Source organism: Natronomonas salsuginis (assembly GCF_005239135.1).
GTDB lineage: Archaea > Halobacteriota > Halobacteria > Halobacteriales > Haloarculaceae > Natronomonas > Natronomonas salsuginis.
This window is the reverse complement of sequence record NZ_QKNX01000009.1, coordinates 40,149-58,898: the sequence shown is the minus strand read 5'-3', so window position 1 is coordinate 58,898 and position 18,750 is coordinate 40,149. Positions and strand designations below refer to the sequence as shown.

General features: G+C 65.1%; 20 protein-coding genes. 12 read left to right on the top strand and 8 right to left on the bottom strand.

Features of this window, described 5'->3' with window-relative positions:
• Window positions 1-5: 5 nt before the first annotated feature.
• Entirely contained in the window at window positions 6-464 is a 459-nt protein-coding gene (locus DM868_RS14690; protein ID WP_137277590.1) for an Hsp20/alpha crystallin family protein, read from the bottom strand.
• Between the two features lie 133 nt (window positions 465-597).
• Between DM868_RS14690 and DM868_RS14685 the strand changes: the two genes are divergently transcribed.
• Window positions 598-1,131 carry a hypothetical protein gene (locus DM868_RS14685; RefSeq protein ID WP_137277589.1) on the top strand — a complete coding sequence of 178 codons (534 nt, stop codon included), beginning with the start codon at window positions 598-600 and terminating at the stop codon, window positions 1,129-1,131.
• Window positions 1,132-1,300: 169 nt separating this feature from the next.
• Window positions 1,301-2,269: a transcription initiation factor IIB gene (locus DM868_RS14680; protein WP_137277588.1), complete on the top strand. Its 969-nt coding sequence runs from the start codon at window positions 1,301-1,303 to the stop codon at window positions 2,267-2,269.
• 9 nt (window positions 2,270-2,278) lie between these two features.
• Here the strand turns inward: DM868_RS14680 and DM868_RS14675 are convergent, their stop codons facing one another.
• Window positions 2,279-3,793 carry an SLC13 family permease gene (locus DM868_RS14675; RefSeq protein ID WP_137277587.1) on the bottom strand — a complete coding sequence of 505 codons (1,515 nt, stop codon included), beginning with the start codon at window positions 3,791-3,793 and terminating at the stop codon, window positions 2,279-2,281.
• 177 nt (window positions 3,794-3,970) lie between these two features.
• On the opposite strand from DM868_RS14675, the gene DM868_RS14670 reads away from it, so the two are divergent.
• The 6 genes from DM868_RS14670 to DM868_RS14645 all read left to right on the top strand — a co-directional run bounded on the left by DM868_RS14670 (window position 3,971) and on the right by DM868_RS14645 (window position 8,187).
• A complete protein-coding gene (locus tag DM868_RS14670) occupies window positions 3,971-4,159 on the top strand; it encodes a hypothetical protein (RefSeq protein WP_137277586.1) in 189 nt (62 codons plus the stop codon).
• A gap of 81 nt (window positions 4,160-4,240) precedes the next feature.
• Window positions 4,241-4,882 (top strand): dienelactone hydrolase family protein, encoded by a 642-nt coding sequence (locus tag DM868_RS14665; protein ID WP_137277585.1) that lies wholly within the window; start codon window positions 4,241-4,243, stop codon window positions 4,880-4,882.
• 261 nt (window positions 4,883-5,143) lie between these two features.
• On the top strand, window positions 5,144-5,590 hold the full coding sequence (locus tag DM868_RS14660) for a ferritin-like domain-containing protein (RefSeq protein WP_137277584.1): 447 nt from the start codon (window positions 5,144-5,146) through the stop codon (window positions 5,588-5,590).
• A 572-nt stretch (window positions 5,591-6,162) separates the two neighbouring features.
• A complete protein-coding gene (locus tag DM868_RS14655; RefSeq protein ID WP_137277606.1) occupies window positions 6,163-7,329 on the top strand; it encodes a thiolase domain-containing protein in 1,167 nt (388 codons plus the stop codon).
• Complete coding sequence (locus DM868_RS14650) at window positions 7,326-7,712, top strand: Zn-ribbon domain-containing OB-fold protein (protein WP_137277583.1); 387 nt, start codon at window positions 7,326-7,328, stop codon at window positions 7,710-7,712. The genes DM868_RS14655 and DM868_RS14650 overlap by 4 nt, the downstream gene beginning before the upstream one ends.
• 73 nt (window positions 7,713-7,785) lie before the next feature.
• A complete protein-coding gene (locus tag DM868_RS14645; protein WP_170964542.1) occupies window positions 7,786-8,187 on the top strand; it encodes a RidA family protein in 402 nt (133 codons plus the stop codon).
• A 302-nt stretch (window positions 8,188-8,489) separates the two neighbouring features.
• Here the strand turns inward: DM868_RS14645 and DM868_RS14640 are convergent, their stop codons facing one another.
• Together DM868_RS14640 and DM868_RS14635 are read right to left on the bottom strand one after the other, a co-directional pair.
• Entirely contained in the window at window positions 8,490-9,455 is a 966-nt protein-coding gene (locus tag DM868_RS14640) for a ribose 1,5-bisphosphate isomerase (RefSeq protein WP_137277581.1), read from the bottom strand.
• A gap of 54 nt (window positions 9,456-9,509) precedes the next feature.
• A complete protein-coding gene (locus tag DM868_RS14635) occupies window positions 9,510-11,318 on the bottom strand; it encodes a flippase-like domain-containing protein (RefSeq protein WP_137277580.1) in 1,809 nt (602 codons plus the stop codon).
• Window positions 11,319-11,444: 126 nt separating this feature from the next.
• On the opposite strand from DM868_RS14635, the gene DM868_RS14630 reads away from it, so the two are divergent.
• The 4 genes from DM868_RS14630 (at window position 11,445) to DM868_RS14600 (ending at window position 15,806) form a co-directional block, all read left to right on the top strand.
• Window positions 11,445-11,849, top strand: coding sequence for a hypothetical protein (locus DM868_RS14630; RefSeq protein WP_137277579.1), 405 nt, complete (start codon window positions 11,445-11,447; stop codon window positions 11,847-11,849).
• A 53-nt stretch (window positions 11,850-11,902) separates the two neighbouring features.
• Window positions 11,903-12,598, top strand: a complete 696-nt coding sequence (locus DM868_RS14625; RefSeq protein WP_170964541.1) for a type I 3-dehydroquinate dehydratase — start codon at window positions 11,903-11,905, stop codon at window positions 12,596-12,598.
• Window positions 12,599-13,876: 1,278 nt separating this feature from the next.
• Entirely contained in the window at window positions 13,877-14,698 is an 822-nt protein-coding gene (locus tag DM868_RS14605) for an undecaprenyl-diphosphate phosphatase (RefSeq protein WP_137277577.1), read from the top strand.
• A gap of 88 nt (window positions 14,699-14,786) precedes the next feature.
• A complete protein-coding gene (locus DM868_RS14600) occupies window positions 14,787-15,806 on the top strand; it encodes a phosphoribosylaminoimidazolesuccinocarboxamide synthase (RefSeq protein ID WP_137277576.1) in 1,020 nt (339 codons plus the stop codon).
• Window positions 15,807-15,833: 27 nt separating this feature from the next.
• Here the strand turns inward: DM868_RS14600 and aglF are convergent, their stop codons facing one another.
• The 4 genes from aglF to DM868_RS14580 form a co-directional block, all read right to left on the bottom strand.
• Window positions 15,834-16,586 (bottom strand): UTP--glucose-1-phosphate uridylyltransferase AglF, encoded by a 753-nt coding sequence (aglF, locus tag DM868_RS14595; RefSeq protein ID WP_137277575.1) that lies wholly within the window; start codon window positions 16,584-16,586, stop codon window positions 15,834-15,836.
• 98 nt (window positions 16,587-16,684) lie between these two features.
• Window positions 16,685-17,851 carry an ACR3 family arsenite efflux transporter gene (gene arsB / locus DM868_RS14590; protein WP_137277574.1) on the bottom strand — a complete coding sequence of 389 codons (1,167 nt, stop codon included), beginning with the start codon at window positions 17,849-17,851 and terminating at the stop codon, window positions 16,685-16,687.
• Entirely contained in the window at window positions 17,844-18,314 is a 471-nt protein-coding gene (locus DM868_RS14585; protein ID WP_137277573.1) for a low molecular weight phosphatase family protein, read from the bottom strand. The genes arsB and DM868_RS14585 overlap by 8 nt, the downstream gene beginning before the upstream one ends.
• On the bottom strand, window positions 18,311-18,709 hold the full coding sequence (locus DM868_RS14580; protein ID WP_137277572.1) for an ArsR/SmtB family transcription factor: 399 nt from the start codon (window positions 18,707-18,709) through the stop codon (window positions 18,311-18,313). Before DM868_RS14580 ends, DM868_RS14585 begins: the two co-directional genes overlap by 4 nt.
• Window positions 18,710-18,750 lie beyond the last annotated feature (41 nt).

The following is an 18,750-nucleotide window of genomic DNA, read 5'->3' as shown; positions in this document are numbered from 1 at the left end:
CCGCCTCAGCTCGCGTCTTCGATCTCGATCCCGCGTGCCTCCTCGGCTTCGAGCTTCGGGAGCGTGATCGTCAACACGCCGTTTTTCATCCTCGCCGTCACCTCATCGGGGTCGACGTCGTCCGGCAGTCGAATGGATCGGTCGGCCGATTCGCGCCGCCGCTCGTGGCGGATGTATCGGCCCTCCTCTTTCTCCTCGTCGAGGCGCTCCTCGTGTTCGGCCGTGATGCGGAGCGTGTGATCCGTGACCCGCACATCGATCTCCTCGCGATCGAATCCGGGCATGTCGACGGTCGCAACGAACTCGTCGTCCCGATCGACGAGGTCGACCGCCATCGTCCCGAACTCCGAGGACCACCGTTCGATCGATCCGCTCGGATCCCACATCCTTGTGTCGTCGAACTGGTGGCTCATGCGTTCGAAAAAGCGCTCCAACTCCTCGAGGGGATTACTGCGCGTGCTCATTGTGTGGCCCTCCAGAAGGAACTACGGCGGTGATGATAAAATACTCTCTGGTGATTCTCATCGGGTTGGGGATTACGTGTCAGCCCCCTGTACAACACGCTTATGATATATGTCAACTATTACCACTAGCGAGATGGGACTCCTACTGTTCTCCCTGCTGATCGTGGTCGGACTGCTCCTCGCCTACGGTGGGTACCCACTGTACACGTTCGCGATATTCGCGATCGGTGCCGTCTTTTCCGCCGGTGCGTACTATCTGAGCACGTCAGCCGGCGGAGCCGCTTCCCCCGATACGTTCGGTCTCCTGGCGACGGGATTCGTGGGAGGACTCGTCTTTTTGTTCGTCCAGTTCTTGGCCATATTGGCCGCCGGGTTCCTGATCGGCTGGTTCCTCGTCATCGCGACGGGCACCCCGAGCGATGCGGTACAACTGCTCGGTGGGCTCCTCGGTGCGGGTGCGTCGCTACTGTTGTACGGCGTTATCATCATCGTCTCGACGGCCGGTCTCGGCGCGTTCATACTCTCGAAAGCGATCGTTGCCGGACCGGCGGCCGATCTCCGATTGCTGTTGGTGGCCGAACGATCATCACTCGTGTTCTGGTTCGTCTTCGTGACGGGCGGGTTGACACAGTTCGGCGCGGTCGCTGCGGGACACAGCGATGCGTAGTGTCGCTCTGAGCGACCGCGCGAGGTAGGCCATCAGATCGAGCGTTCGAGCATCGTCTCGGCCAAAGATTCACATACGAAATATTTATATATTAATAGCAATTACTTGTAGTTAGTGATGGGCGCGCCGGGGCAGTCACCGCCTGTGGTTCGCCCACCGATTCCACATCATGAGTTCAGTAGACATCCAGTCCGAGAGCGTCCGCGTCGCCCCTCGCGTCGACACGCGAGAGGCCCCCCACGAAGAACGGCAGAGCTGCCCCGAGTGTGGAGGACAACTCGCGATCGACGACGAGCACGCCGAAACGACGTGTACCGAGTGCGGCCTCGTCGTCGAGGAAGCCCGCATCGACAGGGGGCCGGAGTGGCGTTCGTTCGACGACGGAACGGGAGCCAACCGGAGTCGCGTCGGCGCGCCGACGACCAACCTCCTCCACGACAAGGGCCTCTCGAGCCACATCGGGTGGGAGAACCGCGACAGCTACGGAAGGACGCTGACGACTCGCCAGCGAAAGCGGATGTATCGCCTGCGCACGTGGGACGAGCGGTTCCGCACCCGCGATCATAAGGACCGCAATCTCAAGCAGGCGCTCGGCGAGATCCGGCGCATGGGCAGCGCGCTCGGCCTCTCCGACGAGGCTCGAGAGACGGCGAGCGTGATCTACCGCCGGGCGCTCGAGGCGGACCTCCTCCCCGGCCGCACCATAGAGGGCGTCGCCACGGCCGCGGTGTACGCCGGTGCTCGACAGATGAACACGCCGCGGAGCATCGACGAAGTCGCTGCCGTGAGTCGGGTCGACGAGATCGAGTTCAAACGGGCGTACCGGTACGTCGTCCGCGAGCTCGGCCTGGCCGTCCAGCCCGCGAACCCCCAACACTACGTGGGTCGCCTCACGTCGAAACTGGACGTCGACGCCGAGACCGAACAACTGGCCCGTGACATACTCGCCGCCGCCGACGGCACGGGAACGTTCAACGGGAAGAGCCCGATCGGTCTCGCCGCCGCCGCGATCTACGCTGCGGCCCGACTCACCGACCGCGAGCTGACCCAAACGGCGGTCGGCGGGGCCGCCGACGTGAGCGAGGTCACCATCCGAAACCGGTATCAAGAACTCCTCGAGGTGTACGGTTCGGACTGAGCCGCCGTCTCAGAGCCCCCACGCGATCGGTAGCCAGACGTACACCATCGCCGTCAGAAACAGGATGCCCGCGAGATTCAACCAGAAGCCGACTCGCGCCATCTGCGGAATGGTGAGATAGCCGCTCCCGAAGACGATCGCGTTCGGCGGCGTCGCCACCGGCAGCATGAACGCGAAGGAGGCGGCGACGGCCACGGTCACCATGAGGATCACCGGCGAGACCGCGAGCGAGGCGGAGAAGCTCACCATCACGGGAATGAACAGCGAGGCGGTCGCGCTGTTCGAGGTCACCTCGGTGAGAAACACGACGAGCGTCGCCACCGCGAGCAAGATCGCGACGAGCGCCACGCCGCGGAGCCCGGACAGGTTCCCGGCGATCCACCGGTCCAGCCCGCTCGCCTGAAACGCCCCGGCCAGCGAGAACCCCGCGCCGAACAGGAGCAGGACGCCCCACGGAACGCGCGTCGTGTACTCCCACTCGAGGAGGAACTCCCCCCGTCTCAGATCGACCGGAACCAGGAAGACGAGCACGCCGCCGACGAGGGCGATCACGGTGTCCGTGATCCCTGGCGCGATCGGCTCGATGACGAACGGGCGGAGGATCCACCCTGCCACGACGATCGCGAAGACGACGAGGGTCCGCCGCTCGCCGGTGCGCATGGCTCCCAACGCCGCGAGCTGCCGTTCGATCACCGCCCCGCTCTCCGAGACCGTGCGCAGTTCGGGGCGCAGGAGCGCGATGAGGACGCCCCACGTGAGGGGGAGAAAGATGACGGCGATCGGGAGACCGAACAGCATCCACTCGAAAAAGCCGATCTCGATCCCGAGCGAGGTCCGCGCGATGCCCGCGAGGATCGCGTTCGGGGGCGTCCCGATAATCGTCGCGACCCCGCCGATCGAGGCCGCGTAGGCGATGCCGAGCATCAGGGCGACGCCGAAGTTCGACGTGGGGACGTCGCGCGCGTCGAGCGCCTCCAGCGACGGATCGGTGTACGTGGGCGTGTCGTCTCCCGCCGCCCGAAACGCCTCGAGTTGGCCGACGACGGCCATCCCGATCGGGACCATCATCATGGCCGTCGCCGTGTTCGAGATCCACATCGAGAGGAACGCCGTGACGAGCATGAACCCGAGAATCAATCGCCGCGTGTCGTCGCCGACCCGATGTAGCACGTTGAGCGCGATGCGGCGGTGAAGATTCCAGCGCTCGATCGCCAGCGCGACGAGGAAGCCGCCGAGAAACAGGAAGACGACGGGGTCCGCGTAGGGTGCGGCCGCGTCGACGACGCTCGTCACCCCGAGCGTCGGAAAGAGGACGATCGGGAGCAGGCTCGTCACGGGGATCGGCACGGCCTCGGTCATCCACCACGCCGCGATCCAGAGCGTGCTCGCGAGCACGGCGTTCGCCGGCTCCGAAAGCCCCGGCGGCGAGACGAACAGCTGCGTCCCGACGAACAGCAGCGGTCCCAGCAGTAGCCCCACGCGCTGGGATCGCGTGTACCCATTCTCGGTTTCGCTTTCGCCCATCCGTTCTCGTAGTCGGGCGATCGGGTGAAAAGTATGGGTGACCAACCGCCCTCGACGTCACCACCGAACGGACCGCGAGTGCGTGTTTGCAGTCTCTGCGACGCACCACAACGAACAGTACGGCCGCGCGTCTCTTAGGAGACGTATCGGCCGGTCGTACCGGCCGCACGACAGACAATGCAATACGACGATATCGAGGTGTGCATCCGAGAATCGAACGGGGAACACGTCGTGGAGATCAGCGGCTACCATCGCGTACAGCCGGAATCGAAGCCGGGCGAGTGCCGACGGGTCGCGATCGTCGATCTCTCCGAAGCGCAGGCCCGCACCCTCCACGACCGGCTCGGAGGGCTTCTCGCGGACTGAGACTCGGTGACGGCCGACGAGTGAGTTGCTTACCCTGCTCTGTGGGGAACGTTAACAGTGATCTGTGCCGTAGCGTCGGACATGGTCGACCAGCCTGCGGACTCGTTCACGGTTCCGATCGACGGCGTCGAACTCGAAGGCGACCTCGCGCTCCCGGCGGACGCGACCGGCCTCGTCGTGTTCGCACACGGGAGCGGCAGTAGCCGGCACAGCCCGCGCAACGCGTTCGTCGCCGAGGCGCTCAGACGGCACGGTCTAGGCACGTTCCTGTTCGACCTGCTCACCGAACAGGAGGACCGGACGTACGAGACTCGCTTCGATATCGACCTCCTGACGACGCGGCTGCTCGGGGTGACCGAGTGGCTTCGCGAACGGACGGACACCGGCGGACTGCACGTCGGGTACTTCGGATCGAGCACCGGTGCGGCGGCGGCGCTCCGAGCGGCCGCCCGTCTCGGCGAGGACGTCGACGCGGTCGTCTCGCGCGGCGGGCGGGTGGACCTCGCCACCGAGCAGTTACCGGCGGTGACGGCGGCGACGCTGTTCATCGTTGGCGGCGCGGACGCGGACGTGTTGGCGCTCAACCGGGAGGGGTTGGACGATCTCACCTGCACGAAGGACCTCGCGGTGATCGAAGGGGCCGAGCACCTCTTCGAGGGCCCCGGAGAACTCGAGGAGGTGGCCGATCTCGCCGCCGCGTGGTTCGCCGAACACCTGTCGTGAGCGCTCGCCGTCCGCGTCGTCACCGCACGTTCCCGCGCCGCGAGAACCGACGCCCAGAACGACCCCTGACGGCCGAGGCGTAATGGGGGCCGCCCGTCCTCGGTGTAGACCGCTATCCCCGGATTGATTGACTCGCCGCTGGTCTGGTCTTGCTGGCCCGTTGATAACTCTTGCTCCGATAGCCACATCAATCTAGTGAGTGGCCCCTTCCTCGCCGGGTCGATCAGATCTTTATAGCTGTATGCCGAAGGCGCGAACGTCATGTCGTCCGACCGAGTTATCGAGTTGTTACGAAAGGGGTACAGCGACGAGATTGAGACAGTGATGAACTACCAGACGAACGCGATCGTCCTCGACGGCGTCCGCGCCGAGGAGATCAAAGAGAGCCTCCAACAGGACATCCAAGAGGAACTCGGCCACGCCGAACAGCTCGGCCAGCGCCTCAAACAGTTGGGCGCGCGCCCGCCGTCGTCGATGGAGTTCACCGCCAGACAGGAGTCGCTGCAGCCGCCGGCGGAATCGACGGATGTCCTCGCCGTGATCAACGGCGTTCTCGACGCCGAGGAGGACGCCATCCAGACCTACCGCGATCTCATCGATGCAGCCGAGGAGACGGACGATCCGGTCACCGAGGACCTCGCCGTCACGATACTCGCCGACGAGGAGGCCCATCGAACGGAGTTCCGCGGGTTCGAAAAAGAGTACTGAACCGGCTCATCCCCGCCGTTTCGAACCGACGGCACCGTTACTTTTCACGCACGTGGCGTTCGGCTCAGGATAGCGCTCTCGGCCGACCGTTCCACGATACTTTACGTAGGATTTATATTATATTTTATTTATATACAAAAATAAAGTTTGTCTTTTAGTGCCGAAAACAGTCTACTAAAACAGTTATATTTCGAATTTATATAGAAATTCTCTTTTTGACGCGATTTTATATTTATAATGTAACTCATCTTAAATACACTATATTCTACATTACCGGAGAATGAACATACAATTTACCTATATTGTCTCCAGTAATGCATCCCGTCCGTGTCGACGGCTGACCGAGACGCGTTTCGACCGGCCACGAATCCCGTTATGTCGATCGTCGAACCGGAATTTATATCCACGCAACTGCTAGCGTTCGGTGTGCCGAGTATATTACCCGAAGATCGACCTGAACCTCCCGAATCGGTCGCCCCGGTGGCCGTGTCGTGCCGACGCGGGACACGCGTCGCGACGCCCTGGCAACCACTCAAGAACTGCGATCGCGGATCGAACAGGGGTCGGCCCGAATGAGCGACGTGTACGTCGCCGGCGTCGGCATGACGCCTTTCGGCTCGTCGTCCGAGCGCACCGCGCGCGACCTGTTCGCGCAGGCGGCCGCCAAGGCGTTCGCGGACGCGAGCGTCGCGCCCGACGCCGTCGAGGAGCTGTTCTACGGCAACTACATGGGCGAGTTCGCCGAGACGCAGGGCCATCAGGGGCCGCTGATGGCCGAGGCCGCGGGCGTTTCCGCGCCGGCGACGCGCGTCGAAAGCGCCTGCGCGTCCAGCGGCGCCGCGGTCCGATACGGCGTCAACCACGTCCGGAGCGGGCAGGCCGACGTCGTCCTCGTGGGCGGCGCAGAGCGCATGACGAACATCTCGACGGCCGAGGGAACACGGGCGCTCTCGGCGGCCGCAGACGCGCTGTGGGAGATCAGCGCCGGGGTGACGTTCCCGGGCGCGTACTCGCTCATGGCGAACAGCTACTTCGAGCAGTTCGGCGGCACGCGCGAGGACCTCGCGCACATCGCGGTGAAGAACCACGCGAACGCCGTCGAGAACGACCTCGCGCAGTTCCAGCGGGCGATCGACGTCGAGGACGTGCTCACCGCCCCCGACATCAGTTCGCCGTTCGGGCTGTACGACTGCTCACCAATGAGCGACGGCGCGAGCGCGGCCGTGCTGGTGAGCGAGGCGTTCGCCGAGCGCGCGGGCCTCGATCCGTCCGTGGCGATCACGGGCGTGGGGCAGGGGAGCGACAGCCTCGCGCTGCAGGACCGCGACTCGATTTCCGAGACTCCGGCCGCGGTCGAGGCGGGCCGAAAGGCGTACGAGGACGCCGGGATCGGCCCCGAGGACGTCGACGTCGCCGAGGTCCACGACTGCTTTACGATCGCCGAGGTGATCGCGCTGGAGTCGCTCGGCTTCTACGAGCCGGGCGAAGCGATCTCTGCGGCCCGACACGGCGAGACGACGATCGACGGGGAGCTGCCGGTGAACCTCTCGGGCGGCCTGAAGGCGAAGGGCCACCCCGTCGGCGCGACCGGCGGCGCGCAGATCTCGGAGCTAACGAAGCTCCTGCGCGGCGACCACGTCAACAGCGACGCCGTCGAGGACGCGACCGTCGGCCTGACCCACAACGCGGGTGGGACGGTCGCGAGCTGTGTCGTCCACGTGTTGGAGGTCCGAGAATGAGCGACGCCCGAAACGCGGGCTTCGACGACTTCCTCGACGCCGTCGAGGCGGGGGAGCCCTACTATCTCGAGGGCCCCGAGGGCGACGGCTGGCTGCCCCCCCGCCGGATCGACCCCGCGACCGGCAGCGACGAGCTGACCGAGCGACCGCTGCCCGAGACTGGGACGATCGTCACCCACACTCAGACGCACGTCGCCTCGCCGGACTTCACGGGCGACGCGCCGTACGTCGTCGCGGTCGTCGACTTTGGACCGGTGCGGGTCACCGGACAGCTCCGAGGGATCGACGCCGATGAGGTCGACATCGGCCAGTCGGTCGGGATCGCGGTCGGTCGCTCGGAGACGACCGATGAGCGACTCGTCGTCTTCGAACCGGTCGACTAGGCACGCGTTCGAACGTTTTCGAGCCCGTTCGCGCAAAGGGTTAACTATCCCGAATGGAATGGTCCCCACGGCTATGACGGACGAGATCATAAACCCAGGCGAACTGTTCGATGCGACCGAATTCGGCTTCAGCCAAGCGAGAGAACGGAACGGGGTGCTACACCTTTCCGGGCAGATCGGCGTCGATTCGGAGCTACGGGTGGCCGGTGACGACGTCGAATCACAGGCACGGAAGGCGTTCGAGAATCTCGGCGTCGCGCTCGAGGCGGCCGGAAAGGGGTACGACGACGTCGGCAAAGTCGTGACGTACATGGTCGACCTAGAAGACAACGTCGGGGGCTACCGGGAGCCGTGGAGCGAGGTGTTCGACAAGCCCTACCCGTGTCACACCCTCGTCGGCGTCGACCAGCTCAGCCCCATCGCCGACGGCGAACTGCTGGTCGAACTCGACGTCGAAGCCGTACTGGATGAGTGATCTCTAAAATATCTATTAGTTTATATTTCAAAGCATATTTCAATCTGTTAACTATTTATTTGACTCCCAACTTCCATCGTCCGGAACTGAGCGCGATCCCAGCCCGAATCTACTGCGCGCGACAAGTTTTTTCGACTCTCCATCTCTACTTACACCGTACCGATCGAGTAGACCTTCCGTGGTGGCGGGTTCGGATGTCGATTTCTGAACTCACCTCGTCGTCTCGACTGAGCGATACCGGAATGGACGCAGACAGCTGTCCCCACTCCCCGAATAATGCCGTTTATATACATTTCTATTATTCATACACTTTCCCACGGCTCGGAGATGCCGTTGCCGAACAGCTCGCGCATCAACACGACGACGCTCTCGGGCGGGAACTGCCCGTGTTCGGTGACGATCGCGTCGACGTGCCGCGGCGGCGTGACGTCGAAGGCGGGGTTCGCCACCCCGATCTCGCCGATTTCCGCGCGCGTCCCGGCGTCGATCACCTCCTCGGGATCGCGCTCTTCGATGGTGACGGCCGCGCCGGTCAGGGTCCGCGGATCGAGTTTGATCGACTGGGCGGCGACGATGATCGGGACGCCGCGATCACGCGCCGAGACGGCCAGCCCCGCGGTCCCGATCTTGTTGATCACGCTGCCGTCGGCCGCGATGCTGTCCGCGCCGACGAGCAGGTGGTCCACGTCGTTCATAAACCGGTGGGCCGCGTTGTCGACGATAAGCGTCACCGGCACGCCGAGTTCACGCAGTTGCCTGGCGGTGATGTGACCCTGGTTTCGAGGCCGCGTCTCCTTGACGACGGCCTCCAGTTCGACGCCCGAGTCGACGGCGTGTTCGATACAGGCGATCGCGTCCGTGGAGTGACAGTGCGTCATCACCACGTCGCCGTCGGTGAACCGACCAGCGCCGATCCCGCCGAGGCGGTCCTGCGCGGCGTCGAGACCCGCTTGAAACCGCGCGACGCGGCGTTCGACCGTCCGGCGAAGCGCCTCGACGTCTCCGTCCCCGCCGTCGAGCCCCGACAGCACGTAGCGGAGCGCGTTCGGCAGGCTGACGGCGGTCGGACGGGTATCGTGGAGTTCCCGCGCCGCGGCGTGCAGCGCTGCTTGGAACGCCTCCGACGAGTCGGCGTCGCTCTCGGCCGCCTGTACGCCCAGCGCCGCGGCGGCCGCGTCGGCGATGGCGGCTGCGCCTCGAACGTCCATCTCGGCGATCCGGTGGGCGGTCTCGCGCACGTTCGGATGGGGTTCGGGCGGAGTGCTCATGGGGCTAGTTGGCACGCGCCGAACAAAAGCGACGCGCACGAGGTGCCGATCGGATCACTCTCTGAGCGCGGACTCGCGCTCGATCTCCGTCGACTCCTCGACGGCCGTCGTCAAGGAGACGTTGAACCGGAGCATCGAGCCGACCCCGCCGACGACGGTGGCGATGTTTTTGAGGGCGTGATCGACGACGGCCGCCGCGAGCGCCGTCGGCCACGCGATCGGCGTGAGCGCGACCACGATGAGGGTGAACGCCCCCTCGTAGAGGCCGATCCCGCCCGGCGAGAGCGGCAACACCTTCGCGAGGTTGCCGACGGCGACGGCGAAGAAGCCGACTGCCACGAGGAGCCAGGTCGGGAGGTCGACGCCGAAGGCGGCGAAGACGACGATCGCGGTCAGGATGTCGATCCCCCAGATGACGAGGCTCGACGCGCCGACGACGGCGAACGCCCGGCGGTCCTCCGCGATCGTCTGCACGTCGCCGACGAACCGCTCGACGACGCTCGCAACGTACTCGACGTAGGAGTCGTCGCTCAGCCGAGCCAGCCCGGCCCGAACGAGGTTCCGATTCGAGCGGGCGGTGAGCGCGATGAGCGCGACGGCGGCCACCGCCGCCCCGCCGACGCCGGCCGCGACGACGACCGCGGTCCGGCCGCTCTCGCCGATCTCGCCGCTCGCTTCGGCCGTCCGGAGCGCCGTCACGTCGACCCCGGCCGCGGCCAGCGCCACGAGGGTCCCGCCGGCCAGCACCGCGATCGTCAACAGGTCGAACACCCGTTCGATGGCGAGCGAGGCGAAGCCCGAGGGGTACGGAATCTCCCGCCGTGCCTTCACGATGTACGCCCGAATAGCGTCGCCGCCGCGGGCCGGCACCACGAGGTTGCCGGTCTGGCTGATAAATATCGCGCCGGTGAGAAAGCCCACGTCGCCGCGGTAGCCGAGCTCCGCGAGGATGTCCCGGTACCGGAGCCCCCGTAGCGGCCACGAGAGGATGTAGACGCCCGCGGCGATCGCGACGAGCCGCGGATTCGCCTCGCCGATCGCCGCGAGGACTTCGGTCGGATCGAGATACAGCGTCATCAGCGCGAGCGCGACGACGGTCAACACCGTGCCGGCCGCCATCGTCGTCCGCCGGTCGATCCGCGGCCGAACCGACAGCTGCCACCACAGCCGGGCGATCTGACTCCCCATCCCGACGACGTCGCGGATCAGATCGACCTTCGTGTCGCCCTTCGGTTCCCACTCGACGGGGAATTCCTTGACCGCGTAGCCCGCTCGTTGGGCGCGAACGAGCACCTCGGTGTCCCAGAACCAGTGGTCGTCCTCAACGGTTTCGAGCAGTTCGAAGAGCGCGTCGCGGTCGAACGCCTTGAACCCGCACTGGTGGTCGTACAGCGACGACCGGAGGACCAGCCGGACGAGCGAGTTGTAACCCGTCGAGGCGACCCCTCGCTCCGGATCGCGGCGCTGTTTCCGCCCCGGGACCCGCCGCGACCCGGTGGCGACGTCGTAGCCCTCCGAGCGGATCGACTCGACGAGCGCTCCGAGATACGAGAGATCCGTGGCGAGATCGGTGTCGAAGTAGACGAGCACATCGCCGTCGCTCGCCTCGAAGGCGCGCTCTAAGGCCCCGCCGCGACCGAGTCGATCGTCGCTGTGAAAGTGTCGAATCCGGTTGTCGACCTCGGCCAGTTCGGCGGCGATTTCGGGCGTTCGATCCGTGCAGCCGTCTTCGGCGATCAACACTTCGAACGCGCCGTCCGGGAGAAACGCCTTGAGCGCCGCGACGGTCGTCGCGACCGTCTCCTCGATGGTCGCCGCTTCGTCGTAGGCGGGCAACACGACGCTCACCTCCCGGTCGGTCATCGGTCGTGTGTCGGGAACCGCCGGGCATCAACCTTCTGGTGGCATCCGGGCCGTCGAATCGCGCCGTCGTGCTCCCCTCTAATCGCGGTCACAACGGATATATCGGACGGCCGCAAATCGCCGCCAATGCTCGAACCGCCGGTTCTCGGCGCGGCCGCCCTCGGCGTTCTCGCCGTCATCGTCGTCTTCTTTTTCGTCGTTCGATCCGTCCGCGGTCACTGGGGGGACGGCCGCCCGAACACCGACGCCCAACGCGAGCGCGACCGCGCCCACCGGGAGGCACAACGGCGCGCCCCCGAGGAGGCTGCACGGAAGGGCGAGCGGTACGACCTCGTCGTCGCCGAAACCCAGTACGACCGGGTGCCCCCCGAGGTCCGCGGGACGATCGACGGCCTCCAGACGTTCGTCCGCGAGATCCCCGATCCCGATGGATCAGACGCTCTCGCCGTCGGGGAGACGATCCGGGTGCAGGTCATCGACTACGGCTCGAAGGGCACGACGGCCCAGGCGCGATTCCTCGACCGTCGTTGACCGGCGGCGACGGAACCGGGGACACTTTTGTCTCTCGCCGTCCCGGATCGGGTATGTCGATCCCGTTCGATTCGTTCACCCTCGCCGCCTCGACGGCCGATCTCGGCGAGGAACCCGCCGCTCGCGACGTCGCAGATTGCGTGGAGTTCCGCATGGACCTCGCCGCGAAGTCGGACGAGCAACTGGCCGCCTACGACGGCGACCTCCCGCTTCTCGTGACGAACCGCGCCGAGTGGGAGGGCGGTGGGGCCGCCGACGAGGGCCGCCTCGACGCGCTCGGTGACGCCCTCGCCCACGATGCAGTCGGCGCGATCGACGTTGAACTCGAAGCGCTCGATGACAACGGTCGAGGGGACGCCGACGCGGCCCGATCGCTGGTCGAAGCCGCCTCGGATGTCGACGTCGCCGTCGTCGTCTCGACGCACGACTTCGAGGCGACGCCACCGGCGTCTGAGCTCCGAGACCGCCTCCGGCGGGCGAGCGAGCACGGCGACGTCGGCAAGATCGCCGTGACAGCCCGCGATCGTGGGGACGCCCTGTCGGTGCTGTCGGTCACGCACGAACTGACCGAAGCGGGCGTCCGGGTGGCGACGATGGCGATGGGCGCAGTGGGAAGTCACACGCGCGCGGTCGCCCCCGTCTACGGGTCGAAGATCGGCTACGCGCCGGTCGACCCAGACGCCGCGACTGCGCCGGGGCAGTACGACCTCGAAACGCTCAGGACGCTCGTCGACCGGCTCTCGGAGTGAAAACGCTTCCAGCCGGCTTCACCGAAGCCGAGCGGTGATGTGTCTCGGCGCTCTCGCCGAATAGGGATCGCAAACCGACCGGTCGCGAGATGGACCCGCTCGATGTTGGGGAGCGAGAGACCCCCAGACAGGCCCTCAGCAAGCACGGGTATTATGTGCCTTGGAGACCAACACGTTTGCATGCAAGTTGGTTCAGATCTCTCGGTCCGATTCGCCACCTTCGGCTCGCGCTCGATCGTCACACACGCTCTTATGGGAATCGGTTTCGTCGGTGCCGTTATTTCGGGCCTATTCGTCAATGGGCAGATCGGATTGATATCCATGGTTGCCTTCATAAATTTCACCGCGGGAATGTGGATCTCTCAGTCGATCCACTCGCTCGGCAACGCCGCGACCGACGACGAATATAACGGAGTGCTGTTAGAGGTTCTCGATCGTGTCTAACGCCCCTGGTATCGACGTTGGCCGGTTCGGTCGCACATTGGTGTTGATCGGATTCGTAACAGCAGTTTTTTTGACACTGACCGCTGACAGGCTCGGAGGTGAAACGTTTCAGATAGGCGCTTTCGCGATCGGAACGATGGCTTTTATCACCGCCATTGTCGGCTTTTTTATCGCCGCCGGGAGCCGTGTTGAGGCTTGATTCATCCACGGGAATGCTCGTGCGATATCGTCTCTGCTCTCGGTAAAGACCTGCGTCCACCGTTTCAATACCCTCCTCGATAAGAGTTCGATCCCCAGGAATATCCATCGGGCTGATAGAGATACGAGCGCATACCCCTGCCGTCCCGAACAGGCGGGGGTCGAGTGGACAACTCAGCCACGAACCACGGACGGTGGGCATTTGATTACCCACGGTAATCGTTTTCTCGTGGTCACGAACATCTCTGATTTTCGAACGACCTCTTTGAGCGGGCCACAGCCCTATACAGGGGAGGAAACGAGAGTTCCTCGGGTGTGCTGCCGGTTCCGCTTGCGTGCGGGTTGGTACCTCGAACGCCACACTCGGTGGAACTCCGGTGGCCGGATCCCACGTCGTTCAGGGCGTCGAGGAGGTCAAGTTGCCCACTTCGTGTTCACGTTGCTCACCGGGATCCGACAGCTCTCGCCGGCGACTTGGCGGTCGCGACCGTCGTCGGCAAGTGGAACGACGCGATCGGTCTCGACGGCGGTGTCTGGGTACGACGCTCCGAACGCGTCATCGAGACGCTTCCGGTCGGCGAGTGAGAACCGGCGAACCGCTGCTGTTTTCTATCGCCCGGTGACAGCTACGGCTACGTGAACCGCGCCGAACTCCTCTTTGCGGTGCTCGTCGGCCTCGTTCAGGGCATCGTCGAGTGGCTACCGATCTCCAGCCAGGGGAACGTCTCGATCGTCGCCACGCTGGTCACCGACATCGATCCCGCGGTTGCGGTCGACCTCGCGCTGTTCGTCCAGCTCGGGACGATCTGCTCGTCGTCGATCTACTACCGCGAGGACATCGCGACCGCCCTCCGATCGGTCCCCGACTGGCGGCCGCGAAGGGCCTACAGCGAGCGCAACGCCGAGACGACGTTCATCGTCCTCGCAAGCGCCGCGACCGGCCTCGTCGGCATTCCGCTGTACCTCACGCTCCGGGAGGCGGTGTCGGGGCTCGCCGGCGGGCTGTTCATCGCGGTGATCGGCGCACTCTTGGTCGGCACTGGACTCCTCCAGCGCGCGAGCGAAGCCGTCGACCTCCAACTGAAAGAGACGCCGACGCTCTTCGATACGCTGCTCGTCGGCGGGCTCCAGGGGCTGACGATCCTTCCGGGAATCTCGCGATCCGGGACGACGGTCAGCGCCCTGTTGCTCCGCGGCTACGAGGGGTCCTCGTCGCTTCGGCTGTCGTTTCTGCTCTCGATCCCGGCGAGCCTGGGCGCGGCGACGCTCGTCGTCGTGAGCGGCGACGGACTCCCCGGGATCTCCCCGCTCGTCGCGGTCGTCGCCCTCGCCACCAGCGCCGTCGTCGGCTACCTCACCATCGACGCGCTGATGCGAATCGTCGAGCGCGTCGCCTTCTGGCTCGTCTGCGTCGGTCTGGGTGGCCTCGCCGTGGTCGGCGGGCTCGCCCTCCTGTAAGTTGGCGGGAGTTCGACCGCGACGACGAGCGTGGCGACACACCGCCCGATGGAAACGCCTTTGCGGCCGCAGGGACTCCCACCCGGTAATGACGAGTGTCAAGGAGTTCCGCGTCGAGGAGCCCGCGACGGCCGATTCGCTCGGGGTCGGCGCGTTCGTCTTCACCGACGACTACTCCGTGTTCGACTGGGGCAAGATGCCCGACGCGATTCCGAACAAGGGAGCGTCGCTGTGCGCGATGGGCGCGGCGAACTTCGAGCGACTGGAGGTCGAGGGCGTCCCGACCCACTACCGCGGCGTCGTCAGCAGCGGCGAGGTCGTCGACTTCGATTCGGTCGTCGCCCCGCCGCGGGAGATGGCGATCGATCTTACTCGGGTGCCGGAGCTCCCGCACGAGGGCCGCGAATACAACTACAACGCCTACCACGAGGCGGCGGGGGACAACTACCTGATCCCCCTCGAAATCGTCTTCAGAAACACCGTCCCGGTCGGCTCGTCGCTCCGTTCGCGGGGCGAACCGAGCGAGTTCGGCCTCGACGAGGAGACCTGGCCGGACGAACCGGTCGACCTCCCCGAACCGGTCGTCGAGTTCTCGACGAAGTACGAGGAGTCGGATCGGTATCTCTCGCGGGAGAACGCCGACTTCATCGCGGGGAAAGCCGACATCGACGACCTCGAATCGGTCGCCCGCGAGGTCAATCGGATCGTCACCCGGACGGCCGCCGACGCCGGGCTCAAACACGAGGACGGCAAGATCGAGTGTCTCTATTTCGACGGCGAGATCCGCGTGGCCGACGTCGTCGGCACGTTCGACGAGAACCGGTTTTCCCACGACGGTCAACAGCTCTCGAAGGAGGTCCTCAGGCAGCATCACAAGCGCACTCAGCCGGAGTGGGTCGAGGCGGTCGGAGAGGCCAAGGCGCGAGCGAAGGCCGAAGACATCGCCGACTGGCGCGAGCTGTGCGCGGTCGATCCGCAACCCCTTCCGAGACACGTCGTCGACGCCGCACGCGAGATGTACACGGCTGGGACGAACGCATACATCGGACGCGAACTGTTCAGCGCGCCCTCGCTGGAGGAGGCGGTCGAGGCGATCCGAACCCTCTAGAGCGGCGACCGAAAACGGAAACGTAACTTACTCCAACGGCGCGTCGGCGACCTCGGGATCTGCCTCGTAGCCCTCCTGGAGCCGCCGTTCGGCTTCGTCGCGGTCCTCGGGATACCCGACGTCGATTCGCCACCCGTCCATCCGGATGGCGTCGATCGTCCGTCCGGAGTGGATCAACAGATCGATCGCGTCCGAGAGTTCGAGCTCGCCGCGATCGGAGGGCTGGACGAGGTTACAGGCGTGAAAGATCGCGGGCGTGAACGTGTAAAAGCCCGTCATCACGAGGTTCGTCGGCGGTTCGTCGGGTTTTTCGATCACTTCCGTGATCTCGCCGTAGTCGTTGGTGTCGCAGACACCGTAGCGGGAGGCCTCCTCCCAGGGGACGGACTCGACGAGGAAGGCGGCGTCGGCGCGCTCCTCGCGCTGGCGGTTGACCACGTCGGCGAGGTTGGCCTCGAAGACGTTGTCCCCGAGCATGAGCATGAAGTCGTCCTCGACGTGCTCTTCGACGCACAACAGCGCGTGGGCGAGTCCCTTCGGCTCGCGCTGGTGGGTGTACGTGATCGGGATGCCCTCGTAGTCGTCGCCGTAGAAGTCGATGATCTTCTCTTTCTTGTAGCCGACGACGACGAGCAGTTCGTCGGCGTCGAGTTCGAGCAGCCGATCGAAGCAGTGACTCAGGATGGGGCGGCCGTCCACCTCGACGAGCGCCTTCGGTTTGTCCTCGGTCAGCGGTCGGAGACGCGTCCCCTCCCCCGCGGCGAGTACGACAGCTTGCATACCTAGCGGCACTCGCCCCCGAACCAAATCCTTTCGGCTTGATCTCGTCGGAACCGTCACCACCCGATGAGGCCGAACGGTCGCGGTGGGCCCCGTCGTCAGTCGTCCTCTGCGGGCGCGTCCGGGCGGGACGTATCGAGCCGCCCGATCGTGGCACCGCTCCAGTCGAACCGGCCCTGAAAGTACAGGGCGACGTTGACCAGCGCGAGAAGCACCGGCACCTCGATGAGCGGTCCGACGACGGTGGCGAAGGCGACGCCCGACCCGACGCCGAACACCGCGACGGCGACCGCGATTGCGAGTTCGAAGTTGTTCGATGCGGCGGTGAAGCCGATCGCCGTCGTCGTCGAGTAGTCCGCGCCGATGCCCCTGCCCATCCCGAAGCTCACGAGGAACATCACCACGAAGTAGATCGTCAGCGGGACCGCGATCAAGAGCACGTCACCGGGTGAGGCCACGATGTTCTCGCCCTGAGTTGCGAACATCACGATGACGGTAAAAAGGAGCGCGACGAGCGTCAGCGGGTCGATCTTCGGGACGAACGCCTCGTCATACCACGTTTCCCCCTTGGTTCGCGTCCCAACGTATCGCGTGAGGAACCCGCCGACGAAGGGAATACCGAGGAATATGACGATCGCTCGGAACACCTGCGTCGGCGTCACGTCGAACGTCTCGATGCCGGCGACGAGCGACTCCATGCCGAAAAGCGGCGGGAGGAAGAGTCCGAAGAACCAGACGTAGACGCCGTAGGTGATGATCTGGAACAGGCTGTTGAACGCGACGAGGCCGGTGACGTACTCCGTCGAGCCCTCGGCGAGTTCGTTCCAGACGAGCACCATCGCGATGCAGCGCGCCATCCCGATGAAGACGAGCCCGAGGAAGTACTCGGGGCGAGCCGGCAGGCCGGGCACGAGTCCGCTGAAGAAGATCACGGCCAGCCCGAACATGAGCGTCGGACCGATCAGCCAGTTCTGGACGAGACTCAATCCGAGAACGCGCCAGTTGCTGAACACCGCGCGAAGTCGCGAGTAGTCGGCCTTCGCCAGCGGCGGGTACATCATCGCGACGAGACCGATTTCGACGAGGTGGAAGTCCTGAATCGGCCGCGTCACCGACGGAGCGGCGAATCCGAGGCCGACGCCGATCGCCATCGCGCCGAATATCCAGACGGTGAGGTACTTGTCGAGAAAGTCCATCGATCGAGGATCGCCACAGCTCTCACAGCCACAGTTCGGGCCGTGTTCGTGGGCGTCGGCATCACGCATTGTCGATGTCCGACGTTCGGGTGGTACCGCTGGCCATCTCTCGCTCGACCTCGTCGAACAGCGCGGTCACCCGCCGCTCGATCTCGTCGCGGATTTCTCGGACTCGGTCGAGGCCTTCCCCATCGGGATCGTCCAGTGCCCAGTCACGAATGTCTACATCGGAGTCGTCAGCGTCGAGTTCGAGCGTCGAACAGCCCATCGTGGCGACGTAGTCACACGATTCGAGTTCCTCCGTCGAAATCTTCCGCGGTGTCCGTTCAGAGAGGTCGAATCCCTCCTCGCGCATCACCTCGACGACGACGTCGTGAACGTGATCGGCAGGGTGGGTTCCGCCAGTGAGAATCTCGACGATGTCGGCGAGATCTCGACGCTCCCGTTCGTGTTCGGCGAATGCAGTCGACATCTGTGACCGCCCAGCGTTCTGGACGCACATGAACGCCACAGAGACTGGTGTGTCGCTCATCGATCGCCCTCACGCGTCTCGTCGAGCGCCGCGAGAAGCGCCTCGGCGCGATCGGTCGGCTCGTAGTATCGCCAGGTCCCCTCCTTGCGCCGCGCGACGAGTCCGGCGTCGTACAGATCCGAGAGCGCGTGGCTGATGGCGCTGTCGCTGACGTCCACGACCGGATTGATCTCGCAGACGCACAGCTCCCGATCCGCGGCGTTCAGGAGGCGTACGATGGTGTGTCGGGTGTCGTTACCCAACGCCTTGAGGGCGGTGAGATCGGCGTCGGAGCGCGCCGGTATCTCCGATCGGTACGCCCGAAGCGAGTCGAGCCGGTCCGCCACGTCGGCCTCACAACACGCACCGAGTTCGTCGGCGATGAGTCGTTCGATCCGCTCTGCTTTCTGGGCCATAGATGAGTAATTGAACAACTATTCATATAATAGCTCCGATG